This is a genomic window from Microbacterium sp. JZ101 (assembly GCF_053903175.1).
Genome location: NZ_CP096400.1, coordinates 2,075,798 through 2,087,336, shown reverse-complemented (window position 1 = coordinate 2,087,336; position 11,539 = coordinate 2,075,798). Strand labels below are relative to the sequence as shown.

At 73.8% G+C, this 11,539-nt stretch carries 11 protein-coding genes; 6 read left to right on the top strand and 5 right to left on the bottom strand.

The window, feature by feature from the left end:
* Window positions 1–17 precede the first annotated feature (17 nt).
* Both M1D56_RS09785 and M1D56_RS09780 read left to right on the top strand, forming a co-directional pair.
* Window positions 18–704: a general stress protein gene (locus tag M1D56_RS09785; protein WP_456283422.1), complete on the top strand. Its 687-nt coding sequence runs from the start codon at window positions 18–20 to the stop codon at window positions 702–704.
* Window positions 701–1,381: an alpha/beta hydrolase family protein gene (locus M1D56_RS09780; RefSeq protein ID WP_456283420.1), complete on the top strand. Its 681-nt coding sequence runs from the start codon at window positions 701–703 to the stop codon at window positions 1,379–1,381. The genes M1D56_RS09785 and M1D56_RS09780 overlap by 4 nt, the downstream gene beginning before the upstream one ends.
* Before the next feature lie 9 nt (window positions 1,382–1,390).
* Here M1D56_RS09780 and M1D56_RS09775 read toward each other — a convergent pair whose 3' ends face one another.
* On the bottom strand, window positions 1,391–2,803 hold the full coding sequence (locus M1D56_RS09775; protein WP_456283418.1) for an aminopeptidase P family protein: 1,413 nt from the start codon (window positions 2,801–2,803) through the stop codon (window positions 1,391–1,393).
* Between the two features lie 53 nt (window positions 2,804–2,856).
* On the opposite strand from M1D56_RS09775, the gene M1D56_RS09770 reads away from it, so the two are divergent.
* Complete coding sequence (locus tag M1D56_RS09770; protein WP_271172144.1) at window positions 2,857–3,252, top strand: DUF3054 domain-containing protein; 396 nt, start codon at window positions 2,857–2,859, stop codon at window positions 3,250–3,252.
* A gap of 1 nt (window position 3,253) precedes the next feature.
* Here the strand turns inward: M1D56_RS09770 and M1D56_RS09765 are convergent, their stop codons facing one another.
* Window positions 3,254–4,282: an endonuclease/exonuclease/phosphatase family protein gene (locus M1D56_RS09765; RefSeq protein WP_271172143.1), complete on the bottom strand. Its 1,029-nt coding sequence runs from the start codon at window positions 4,280–4,282 to the stop codon at window positions 3,254–3,256.
* Between the two features lie 94 nt (window positions 4,283–4,376).
* Here M1D56_RS09765 and M1D56_RS09760 point away from each other — a divergent pair, with 94 nt between their 5' ends.
* Complete coding sequence (locus tag M1D56_RS09760; protein WP_456283417.1) at window positions 4,377–5,252, top strand: PHP domain-containing protein; 876 nt, start codon at window positions 4,377–4,379, stop codon at window positions 5,250–5,252.
* Window positions 5,253–5,256: 4 nt separating this feature from the next.
* Here the strand turns inward: M1D56_RS09760 and M1D56_RS09755 are convergent, their stop codons facing one another.
* A complete protein-coding gene (locus tag M1D56_RS09755; RefSeq protein ID WP_324014503.1) occupies window positions 5,257–6,675 on the bottom strand; it encodes a DEAD/DEAH box helicase in 1,419 nt (472 codons plus the stop codon).
* Between the two features lie 201 nt (window positions 6,676–6,876).
* Between M1D56_RS09755 and M1D56_RS09750 the strand changes: the two genes are divergently transcribed.
* Window positions 6,877–7,611, top strand: a complete 735-nt coding sequence (locus M1D56_RS09750) for a ferritin-like fold-containing protein (protein ID WP_271172140.1) — start codon at window positions 6,877–6,879, stop codon at window positions 7,609–7,611.
* Between the two features lie 22 nt (window positions 7,612–7,633).
* On the opposite strand, the gene M1D56_RS09745 is transcribed toward M1D56_RS09750, so the two are convergent.
* Both M1D56_RS09745 and M1D56_RS09740 read right to left on the bottom strand, forming a co-directional pair.
* Window positions 7,634–7,924: a hypothetical protein gene (locus M1D56_RS09745; protein WP_271172139.1), complete on the bottom strand. Its 291-nt coding sequence runs from the start codon at window positions 7,922–7,924 to the stop codon at window positions 7,634–7,636.
* 17 nt (window positions 7,925–7,941) lie between these two features.
* On the bottom strand, window positions 7,942–8,166 hold the full coding sequence (locus tag M1D56_RS09740; protein WP_271172138.1) for a DUF3107 domain-containing protein: 225 nt from the start codon (window positions 8,164–8,166) through the stop codon (window positions 7,942–7,944).
* A 137-nt stretch (window positions 8,167–8,303) separates the two neighbouring features.
* Between M1D56_RS09740 and M1D56_RS09735 the strand changes: the two genes are divergently transcribed.
* On the top strand, window positions 8,304–11,537 hold the full coding sequence (locus M1D56_RS09735; RefSeq protein WP_456283416.1) for an ATP-dependent helicase: 3,234 nt from the start codon (window positions 8,304–8,306) through the stop codon (window positions 11,535–11,537).
* Window positions 11,538–11,539 lie beyond the last annotated feature (2 nt).

The window sequence follows — 11,539 nt, the reverse complement described above, 5'->3', positions numbered from 1 at the left end:
CATGGGAGAATGCCGACATGAGCATGTGGAGCGGGCGGGGCCGAGCCCCCGAGGTCGGCGAGACGGTCGCGAGCTTCCGCGACTACGACGGCGCGCTGAAGGCGGTGTCGAAGCTGATCGCCGCGGAGGTCCCGGCGCGCGACATCGCGATCGTCGGCACGGCGCTGCGCTCGATCGAGAAGGTCACGGGTCGACTCGGCTGGGCGCAGGCCGCGTGGGCAGGCGCCCTCAACGGCGTGCTCCTCGGCCTGCTCCTCGGGGCGATGGTCGTCATCTGGACCCCGGCCCTCCCGATGGGCGCGTTCGTCGGCATGCTCCTGCTCGGCGTCGCGATGGGCATGGTCTTCGGCCTCGTCAACTACATGATCGTGCGCCGCCGCCGCGACTTCGCGAGCGTCATGCAGGTGACCGCCGACCACTACGAGGTCGCGGTCGAGCGCGCGAGCGTCGCGAAGGCGCGCCAGGTGCTCGGCACCGCGCCGACGCGGACCGAGCGGATCGACCCGGTCTCGCTCACGGAGCCGCCGCGGTTCGGCGTCCGCATCGACCCGCGCACGGGCGCGCCGGTCGCGCCGGCGTCCGCCGACACCGCGCCGTCCTCCGAGCCGCAGAGCGCGGAGCCGGCGCCGCCGGCCGATGCGGCGTCCTCCGAGCCGCAGAGCGCGGAGTCGGACCGGCCCGCGCGTCCCGACGAGCGCGCGTGACCGAGGAGCGCGCCGCCGCCATCCGCGTCGAGCTGCCCGCGGGGGCCGTCGAGCTGCCCGCCGCCGTCGGCGCCCCCGACGGAGCCTGGGCGACGCTCGCGATCGCGCACGGCGCCGGAGCGGGCAAGGACCATCCATTCCTCGTCGGATTCGCCGCCGCGGTCCGCGACGCCGGCATCGCCACCGTGCGGTTCGACTTCCCGTACATCGTCGCGGGTCGGCGGATGCCAGGGCCCGCCGCCCACGCGATCGCCGCGTGGCGCGCGGTGGCGGGCTTCGCCGCGGCGAGCCTGCCTGCGCCCCTGTGGGCCTGCGGCAAGTCGTACGGCGGGCGGATGGCGTCGATGGCGGCCGCGGAGGGCGCGTTCGACGTCGCGGGGCTCGTGTACCTCGCGTACCCGCTCCACCCGCCGGGCAGGCCCGAGAAGCCGCGCGCCGAGCATCTGCCCGCTGTCGCACCGCCGCAGCTGTTCGTCGAGGGCGAGAACGACCCGTTCATCCAGCCCCGCGCGCAGTTCGACGACGCCGTCGCCTCCTGTCAGGACGCGACCGTGGAGTGGATCGCGGGTGGCACCCACGCCTTCGAGGTCAAGGGCCGGCGGCGGCCCGCCGACGAGATCGGCGCATCGCTCGCCGACCCCGTCGTGCGGTTCATCCGGCAGCGCTCGCGCGGCTGACCGCTCGGCTCAGCCGCGCAGACGCGCGATCCAGGCCTCGACCTCGTCGGCGGTGCGGGGGATGCCCGCCGAGAGGTTGACCGGGCCGTCCTCGGTCATGAGGATGTCGTCCTCGATCCGCACGCCGATCCCGCGGTACTCCTCGGGCACCGTGAGGTCGTCGATCTGGAAGTAGAGCCCGGGCTCGATCGTGAACACCATGCCCGGTGCGAGCTCTCCGTCGTAGTACATCTCGCGGCGCGCCTGCGCGCAGTCGTGCACGTCGATGCCCAGGTGGTGGCTCGTGCCGTGCACCATGTAGCGGCGCTGCTGGCCGCCGCGGTCGGCGTCGAGCGCCTCCTCCACCGACACCGGCAGCAGCCCCCACTCGGCCGTGCGCGCGGCGATGACCTCCATCGCGGCCTCGTGCACGGCGCGGAAGCGCACGCCGGGGCGCGCGGCCGCGAACGCCGCGTCGGCCGCCTCGCGCACGGCCTCGTAGATCTTCCGCTGGATGTCGGTGAACGTCCCGCTCACGGGCAGAGTGCGCGTGATGTCGGCGGTGTAGAGGCTGTCGACCTCGACCCCCGCGTCGATGAGGATGAGATCTCCCGGGACGACCGCGCCGTCGTTGCGCGTCCAGTGCAGGTAGCAGGCGTGCGGGCCCGACGCCGCGATGGTGTCGTAGCCCTCCCAGTTGCCGTCGCTGCGGGCGCGCTGGTGGAAGACGCCCTCGACCACGCGCTCCCCGCGCGGGTGCTCGACGATGCGGGGCAGCTCCCGGACGATGTCGTCGAATCCCGCGGCCGTCACCTCGACCGCGAGTCGCATCTGATCGATCTCGTACGCGTCCTTCACGAGGCGCAGCTCGGAGACGAAGCGCGTGAGCTCCTCGTCCTCCTCGAGCACGAGGTCCTCGTCGGAGCGCGCGAACGCGTCGACGTGGGCGGTGCGGATGCCGAGGTCGGCGGACACCTGCGCGAGCGAGGGGCGCGGACCCACCCAGAACTCGCCGATCGTCGCGTCCCGGTAGAACTCGGGCCTCTCCCGCGTGGCACGATCGCGGAGGTACAGCGTGACATCGTGGTCGTCGCCCGCCGGCTCGAACACGAGCACGGAGTCGGGCACGGCGTCCACCGCCCAGCCCGTGAGGTGCGCGAAGGCCGAGTGCGCACGGAACGGGTAGTCGGTGTCGTTGCTGCGCTGCTTGAACGAGCCGGCGGGGATGACGAGGCGCTTCCCGGGGAACGCGGCCGAGACGGCGTCGCGCCGTCGCGCCGCGAACGGCGCCTGGGCGCGCGGCTCCGGCAGGGGCTCGGGGCGCTCGGCCCATCCGCTCGAGATCACGTCGAGGAAGCCCTGGGGGTAGGGCTGGCGACGGTTGGTGTTGGAGTCGGCGGCCTTCTGGGCCTCTGCCTGGGTGTTCGTCTCGCCGGTGGTCATGGCACCAGTCTCTCACCGCAGCTCAGCGGAGGAGGCCCGTAGGGTGGATGACCATGGCCCGCTCGACGTCCTCCTCCGCCCCTGCCGCTCTCGCCGCCGACATCGTGCTCGTGATCGTGTTCGCGGCGCTCGGGCTGGCCAGCCACGAGGGCGCCGTGGACCCCGCCGGCCTCGTGCGCGTCGCGTGGCCGTTCGCGGTCGCGCTCCTCGCCGGATGGCTCGCGCTGCGCGTCTGGACGGATCCCTCTGCTCCCGTGCGGAAGGGCCTCCCGCTGTGGGCGATGACGGCGCTCGGCGGCCTCGCGCTGCGCGTGATCACGGGCGGCGGCGCGGCGATCCCGTTCGTCGTCGTGACGGCGATCGTGCTGCTCGTCTTCCTCGTCGGCTGGCGCCTCGCCGTGCACGCCCTGCGCTCGGCGCGCGCCCGGAGGCGCCCGTCAGCGCAGTGAGTCAGCCGGCGGGCTCGAGCTGCACGACGAGCGGCCGGTGATCGCTGCCGGCGTCGTCGAGGTTCGTGAGCACGAGGGAGCCGGTCGCCTTCCAGGACGCCGAGTGCATGACGTGGTCGATCGGCGCGGACAGGAGGGCCGGGATGTCGGTCGGCCACGTGCCCACCGCGCCGTTCCCGGTGGTCGCCGCGGCGTCTGAGCAGTAGCCCAGGTCGGCGCCGTCGACCCCGAGCGAGGCCATGTGGTCGATCGTGGCGTTGAAGTCGCCCGCGAGGATGACGTTGCCGTCGACGCACTGGTCAGAGACCCAGCGCAGGTCGTCGGCCCACTCGTCCATGTACTCCGGCTGCGGAGACACGGCGTGCACGGCGACGACGATCGGGCCCTGGCCGTCGACGGGCATCGCGACGACGCTCGGCACGACCTCGGTGTTGCTCGTGAGGTCGCTCGACGCCTCGATCACGGAGTAGTCGCCGAGCTCGGGCGAGATGAGCAGCGTGGTCTGCCACGCCTGCGGCCCGTCCTCGACGTCGGGCCGCAGCGCGACGTGATGCACCCACATGGGGCTGCCGAGGTCGCGCATCGCGACGGCGACCTCCTCGCCGACGAAGTCCGCGGTCTCGGGGAGCGCCACGATGTCGACGCCCATGGCAACGGCGGTCTCCGCGATCTCGTCGGCGCCCATGGCGTTGCCCGCCGTGTTCCAGGTCATCACGCGCACGCTCGTGTCGGTCGCCGCGGGGAGGGCGTCCGTGCCGTAGCCGCGCATGCCGAGGACGACGCCGCCCGAGATCGCGCCGATGGCCGAGACGAGCGCCATCGAGAGCGCGAAACCGCGCATCGGGCGGATGAAGGCGACGAGCAGGAAGAGGATCGTGATGATCGCGAGAGCGACGACGACGAGCCCCCGGAGGGCGGCGAGCTGAGCGATCGGGAAGGTCTGCTCGAGGCGGAAGAAGCCGGGCCACGTGAGGACGGCCGTCGCGATCGCGAACAGCACGGTCACGAGGATCCCGAGCAAGCGCAGCACGGATCCGACCCTAGGCGCACCCGCTGGGAAAGCGTCGCGAGCACGCGCCGTGGGGGCCGAGAGCGACCTCCGTGCACGCCGTACGATGAGGTCCATGGATGTCTCGGGTGCGCGCCGCGTGGAGGAGCCGGCCGACCTGCACCTCCACTCGAACCGATCGGATGGGACGGAGCCGCCCGCCGAGGTCGTCCGCTCGGCGCACGCGCACGGCGTGCGCACTCTCGCGCTGACCGACCACGACACGACGGCGGGGTGGGCCGAGGCGGCCGACGCGGCGGTGTCGCTCGGGATGACGTTCCTGCCGGGATCCGAGCTCTCCACGCGTCTCGACTGGCGCAGCGTGCACCTGCTCGCCTACCTCTTCGATCCCGACGACCCGGCGCTGCGGGCGCAGATGGAGGAGGTGCGCGGCGATCGCATGGGCCGTGCCGAGCGGATCGTCGCGAACATCTCGCGCGACTACGACCTCGTCTGGGACGACGTCGTCGCGCAGACCCAGACGGGCGCGACGGTCGGGCGCCCGCACATCGCCGACGCGCTCGTTGCCCGGGGGATCGTGGCCGACCGCGGAGAGGCCTTCGACGGCATCCTCCACCCGCGCGAGGGCTACTACGTTCCGCACTACGCGCCCGACACGTTCCGCGCGATCGAGATCGTGCGCGCGGCCGGCGGCGTCCCCGTGATCGCGCACCCCGCGACATCCGGGCGGTCGGGGATGATCCCCCTGCGCACGCTGCACGATCTCGTCGACGCCGGGCTCGCCGGCTTCGAGGTGGACCATCGCGAGAACACCGCCGACGGCCGGGAGGTGCTGCAGCGGCTCGTGGCCGAGCGCGACCTCATCGCGACGGGCTCGAGCGACTACCACGGGCTCGGCAAGCCCAACCTCCCTGGCGAGAACACGACGCCGGCCGCGATGGTCGAGCGGATCATCGCGGCCGGCGTCGGCTCCCGTCCTGTGCGGGCCTGAGCGCTCAGGCTCCCTGCTGCGGCTGACCTGACGCGCGGCGCCGGCGACGGCGGCGCGCAGGAGCGGGCTTGCCGTCGTGATGCTCCTTGCCGGCTCCGTCGTGCGTGCCGCGCCCCTCGCCGGCCTCGTGCGCCGCGCCCTCGCGCGGTGCGTCGCCTTCGGCGCGCCGACGGCGACGCGGGCGCGATGCGCCCTCGCCGTCGGCCTTGGCGGTGCGGACGGCGCCCGTGGCGGGCGCCTTCGTCAGGCGGCCCTTCGTGCCGGCGGGGATGTCGAGGTCCGTGTAGAGGTGCGGGCTCGACGAGTACGTCTCGGTGGGCTCGGGCTGCCCGAAGTCGAGTGCCCGGTTGATGAGCGCCCACTTGTGCAGGTCGTCCCAGTCGACGAACGTCACGGCGATGCCCGTGCGGCCGGCGCGGCCCGTGCGCCCCACGCGGTGGAGATAGGCCTTCTCGTCCTCGGGGATCGTGTGGTTGATCACGTGCGTGACGTCGTCGACGTCGATGCCGCGCGCGGCGACATCCGTCGCGATGAGCACGTCCTTCTTGCCCGTCTTGAACGAGGCCATCGAGCGCTCGCGCTGCTCCTGGCCCATGTCGCCGTGGACGGCCGCGGCGTTGAAGCCGCGGTCGTTGAGCTCGTCGACGAGCTTCTGCGCCGCGCGCTTCGTGCGGGTGAAGATGACGGTCTTGCCGCGCCCTTCGGCCTGCAGGATGCGCGCGACGATCTCGACCTTGTCCAGCGCGTGCGCGCGGTAGACGATGTGGCGGATGTTGGCCTGCGTGAGGCCCTCGTCGGGGTCGGTCGCGCGGATGTGGATGGGGTTCACCATGAAGCGGCGCGCGAGCGCGATGATCGGGCCCGGCATCGTCGCGCTGAAGAGCTGCGTGTGGCGCTTGGCCGGCACGCGCTGGAAGATCTTCTCGATGTCGGGGAGGAAGCCCAGGTCGAGCATCTTGTCGGCCTCGTCGAGCACGACCTCGGTCGCGTGCGAGAGGTCGAGCAGGCGCTGCCCCGCGAGGTCGATGAGGCGGCCCGGCGTGCCGACGACGATCTGCGCGCCCGCCTTGAGCTGCTCGATCTGGCCCTCGTAGGCCTTTCCGCCGTAGATCGCGACGACGTTCGTGGAGCGGCCGGACGTGAGCAGGTCCATGTCCTCGTAGACCTGCACGGCGAGCTCGCGCGTCGGCACGACGATGAGGGCCTTGACTCCGGGCTCGGGGTCGAGGCCCAGCCGCTGGACGACGGGGATCCCGAAGCCGAAGGTCTTGCCCGTTCCCGTCTTGGCCTGGCCGATCACGTCCTGACCCGGGAGGGACAGGGGGATCGTCTGCTCCTGGATGGGGAAGGTGTCGACGATGCCCTTGGCGGCCAGCGCGTCGACGATGTCCTGGTCGATGCCGAGTTCGGCGAATGACGTCATGGAGTTGTGTGCCTGTCTCGGCGGGCCGGTCGGCGGATGCCGGACGGGGCCGCGCCGCTGGATGCGTCCACGCCCTTCTCAGCCACAGGCGCGGTGCCCCGAGCCGTCGTCGGGGCCGTCTCCACCTTAGCGCCAGCGGCTCCGCGGCGCGTGGAGGCGAGGATGGCGGCGGGGCAGGGGAGCAGGACGTAGGCTTTCGGCGTGGTGAACTGGCAGTTCTGGAAGCGGCCCACGCCCGCGCGGATCCTCCGCCTGCGACCGCGCGGAGAGCTCTCCGACGCGGTGCGCGTCGACTTCCAGGAGCTGGCGCCCGATGTGCGCACGTTCCTCGGCCAGGCGGCCTACCTCCAGCTCGGCTACTTCGAGACGCTCACGCGGCTCATCCGGGCGACGCCCGATCTGCACGAGAAGGAGGCGCTCTCGCTGGCCGCGGGCGCGGCGCTGCGCAAGCACCTCGGCCTCGTCGACATCATCCGAGAGGGCGGCGACGACCCCACCGCGCTCATGGCGCCGTTCCAGGAGCCTCTCGACGCCTTCCGGCGCGAGACGCTCGGGGCCCGGCCTCGCGAGACCATGCTGACCGTGCACATCACTGCCGGCATGCTCGACGACTTCTACCTCGCGCTCGCCTCGAGCTACGGCGAGCGCGGACGCAGGGTCGCGAAGGTGCTCCGCGCCGACCACGACCGCCAGCAGATCGCCGAGCTCCTCGTGCGCACGATCGAGAGCGACGACGAGTGGCGGGCTCTGCTGTCGATGTGGGCGCGCCGCCTCGTCGGCGACACGCTGCTCGTGGCCCGCAGTGCGCTGCGGGGCGGGATGGCCGACGCGCAGGCCCGCGGGGGCGAGGACGTCGAGAAGGTCGTCGAGCCCGTCTTCACCGCGCTCATGGCCGCGCACGCGCGGCGCATGGACGCGCTGGGCCTCGCGGCCTGAGCGGGAGTGCCGCGGCGCGCGGTCAGCGGATCCCGGCTGCCGCGGCAGCCGCCGCGTCGGACCGGGCGCGGATGCGCGTGGATGCGAGCGCCGTCGCGACGGCGGCGACCGCCCCGGCCGCGAGCACGGCGATCCACAGCCAGGGGCTGGCCTCGCCGGGCCCGGCCCAGGTCAGGATCGCGTAGAGAGCGGCGGCGACGGCCGTTCCCACCGCCGGGACCAGCGCGACGCCGCGCAGCTCCCGGTGCGGGAGCGCGTAGTGCGCCGCGACGCCGATCGCCGCGGCGGCGATGATCGCGAGCAGGATGTACACGGCCGTCCCGCCCGGGCTCAGCCGACGAAGCCGACGCGACGCGTCTCGCCGGTGCCGATCTCCACGAACGCGAGGTTCGCCGACGGGACGAAGTACGAGTTGCCCTTGACGTCGGTGAAGGAGAGGTGGCTCGCGCCCTCGTCGAGGGCCGCGGCGACGGCCGACTTCACGGCGTCCGCGCTCTCGGTCGTCTCGAAGGTCAGCTCGCGGCCGGAATTCGTGATGCCGATTCGGATCTCCACGGTGACTGCCTTTCGTCTGCGGTTCGTTGCATCGAAAGCCTACGGCACGGCGGGATGCGCCCGGCCGCGCGAACGCTCAGGGCGAACGCCCGCGCCTCCGACCGGGGATGTCGGCGGCGCTGGGTACCGTGGAGTCCATGCCGAGCACGGAATGGGATGACGCGCAGCGCGCTGTCGTGGAGCTGCCCCACGGCGCATCGGGCACGGTCGTCGGGGCGCCCGGCACCGGCAAGACGGCGGTGCTCGTCGGCAGGGTCGCCGCCCTCGTCGCGGCCGGCGTCGCGCCGGACGAGCTCGTCGTCCTGACGCCCACGCGCGCGTCGGCGACGCGTCTGCGGGACGAGCTCGGGCTCCGCGTCGACGTCGCGAGCCCCGGGCCGCTCGCGCGCTCGGTGGGATCGTTCGCGTACCAGGTCGTCAGAGCCGACGCCGTGCGGCGGGGCGGGGAGCCGCCCAAGCTCCTCACCGGCGCCGACCAGGACCGCATCATCGCCGACATCCTGCTCGGCGACGAGGAGGACGAGCGCGACGGAGCATCGCGGTGGCCCGCGCATCTCGGCGCGCCCGTGCGCGCGACGAAGGGGTTCCGCTCGGAGCTGCGCGCGTTCATCGCCGAGATGACCGAACTCGGGACGACGCCCGCCGAGCTGGCGCGGCTCGGCGTCGATGCGTGGACGGCGGTGGCCGGGTTCCTCCGCGACTACCGGGCTGTCCTCGATCGCATGCGCTCTCCGCATCGCGACGTCTCGGAGCTGTACGCGGAGGCCGCGGCCGCCGTGCGCGACGGCGCGCGCGTGCCCGGGCTCGAGCGCCTGCGGGTCGTCCTGGTCGACGACGCGCAGGAGCTCACGCGCGGCGGCGTCGCCCTCGTCGAGGCCCTGCACGCGCAGGGCGCAGCGGTGCTCGCGTTCGGCGATCCCGATATCGGCTCCGGGGCGTTCCGCGGCGCGACGCCCGAGCTGTTCGCGCGCCTCGCGGCGTCGCTGGGCCCGCGTCACGTCCTCGACGAGGCGCATCGGGGCACGACGGCGCTGACGCGGCTCGCGCGCAGCGTGACCCAGGCCATCGGGGCGGCCGGCGTGATCGACCACCGCAGGCCGCCCGGCCCCGAGGAGCCGTCCGGCGGGACGGTGGAGACCTGCCATGCGGCGTCGCCGTACGAGGAGGCCGACCGCATCGCGCGTGCGCTGCGTCAGTGGCACCTCGTCGAGGGCGTGCCGTGGGAGCGGATGGCCGTCATCGCGCATGACACGCGGCAGATCACGTCGCTCGAGGCCGAGCTCGCGGCGCGCGAGGTGCCCACGCGGGCGGCCGGGGTGCAGCGCCCGCTCGGCGCCGAGGCGGTCGTCCGCGACATCGTCGAGATCGTCCGCCTCGGCCTGCAGGAGGCTCAGGACCGCGATGATGACAAGCTGCTCGAGGCGCTGCGCTCGCCGTTCGGCGGTCTCGACGGTGTGGGTCTGCGTCGGCTGCGCGCGCGTCTGCGTCACGCCGAGCTCTCGGAGGGGGGCAGTCGGCCGGCGCGCGTTCTCCTGCGGGAGGCGCTCGCGCAGCCCGTGCTGCTCGACCTCCTCGACACCCCGGAGGGGCGCACCGCCGCCCGCTTCGCGCGCACGCTCTCGATCGTGCACGACGAGGGCGCGCGCGGCGCGACCGTGCACGAGCTCCTGTGGACCGTGTGGGACCGCGCGCGCACGGGCGACGGACGCCGGCTCGACCGCGCGTGGCGCGACCTCGCGCTCGGACAGGGCCCTCTCGCGGCGGAGGCGGGGCGCGCGCTCGACGGCCTCGTCGCGCTGTTCGACGCGGCCAAGCGGGCGATCGAGCGCAACCCGCAGGAGGGGCCGCTGCCCTTCATCCGCGAGATCCTCGACAGCGACGTCCCGGAGGACACCCTCTCGGCCCCCGAGCGCGACGACGCCGTCACCCTGCTCACGCCGGCGAACGCGCTCGGCGCAGAGTTCGACGCGGTCGTGGTGGCGGGCGTCCAGGACGGGGTGTGGCCGAACGTGCGGCTGCGCGGCGGGCTCCTCGACACGTGGCGGCTGGCGGAGGCGGTCGAGGCGCACCGCGCCGGGCGCGCCCGCGCGGATGCGCTCGGGGTGCTCGACCGGCGGCGCGCGGCACTGCACGACGAGCTGCGCCTGTTCGTCCGCGCGATCTCGCGCGCCCGGCGTCGTCTGCTCGTGACCGCCGTCGACGACGACGATACGGGGCCGAGCGCGCTGTTCTCCTTCCTCCCTCCGCCGCGCGACGACGACGGCGAGCGCGCGGAGCACCCGCTCACGCTGAGGGGCCTCGTCGCCCGGCATCGGCGGACGCTCACCGACGATGCCGACGAGGCCGCCCGCGCGGCGGCGGCCGGGCAGCTCAGGGTGCTCGCGGAAGCCGGCGTCCCGGGCGCCGACCCGCACGAGTGGTACGGCATGCTCGCCCCCACGACGGATGCGCCGCTGCGCGATCTCGCGGCCGGCCCCGCGCGGGTCTCGCCCTCGCGCGTCGAGGCGTTCGAGGAGTGCGGTCTCGGCTGGGTGATCGCGGCCCTCGGCGGCGACACCGTCGCGCCCCCGTCGGCGGGCATCGGGACGATCCTGCACGAGGCGATGGAGCGCGCGCCCGACGGCGACCTCGCCGTGCTGCGCGCCGTCGTCGAGGAGCACTGGCCCGAGCTCGACTTCGAGACCCCCTGGATCGCGGCGAAGGAGCGGCGCCGTGCCGACCTCTACGTGGACCGCCTCCACGCCTACCTGCGCGGGGTGCGCGCGGACGGGGGAAACGTCATCGCGTCCGAGGCCCCGTTCCGCTTCGCGGTCGAGACGTCGCCGCGCGCGGCGGACGACGCGCCCGCCGTGCACGTGGGCGAGGACATCGCGGCGCCGCATCGCGCGGTCGTGAGCGGCGTCATCGACCGTGTGGAGTCCTACCCGCCCGGAGCGGGCGAGCATGCCCCGGCGCGCGCCCGAGGCTGGGAGCCCATGCGCCAGGCCGCGTCCGAGCGCAGCGTCGTCGTGGTCGATCTCAAGACCGGCAAGAGCGAGAAGCCGTCGGACTCGGCTGTCGTGGAGCACGCGCAGCTCGCGGCCTACCAGATCGCGGTGCAGGAGGGGCTCGTCGACGGCGCCCCTGCGGACGCCCTCGGCGGAGCTCGGCTCGTGATCGTGTCCCAGACGCTCGCGAAGAGCGACTACCGGGTCGCGCATCAGCACGCACTGGGACCCGAGACGCGCGCGGCGTTCCTCCGCCGGGTCGCCGAGGCGGCGCGCGGCATGTCGGCCGCGAGCTTCACCGCCCAGGTCGAGGCGCACTGCGCCGATACCCAGCAGCGCGTGCATCCGTGCCGCATCCACACGATCGAGGCGGTGAGCTCATGACG

What these genes read in the sequence shown, in the direction of transcription:
- M1D56_RS09785 (WP_456283422.1), top strand. Translation starts at nt 18, where the DNA reads ATGAGCATGTGGAGCGGGCGGGGCCGAGCCCCCGAGGTCGGCGAGACG.
- M1D56_RS09775 (WP_456283418.1), bottom strand. Translation starts at nt 2,803, where the DNA reads ATGACCACCGGCGAGACGAACACCCAGGCAGAGGCCCAGAAGGCCGCC.
- M1D56_RS09770 (WP_271172144.1), top strand. Translation starts at nt 2,857, where the DNA reads ATGGCCCGCTCGACGTCCTCCTCCGCCCCTGCCGCTCTCGCCGCCGAC.
- M1D56_RS09760 (WP_456283417.1), top strand. Translation starts at nt 4,377, where the DNA reads ATGGATGTCTCGGGTGCGCGCCGCGTGGAGGAGCCGGCCGACCTGCAC.
- M1D56_RS09755 (WP_324014503.1), bottom strand. Translation starts at nt 6,675, where the DNA reads ATGACGTCATTCGCCGAACTCGGCATCGACCAGGACATCGTCGACGCG.
- M1D56_RS09735 (WP_456283416.1), top strand. Translation starts at nt 8,304, where the DNA reads ATGCCGAGCACGGAATGGGATGACGCGCAGCGCGCTGTCGTGGAGCTG.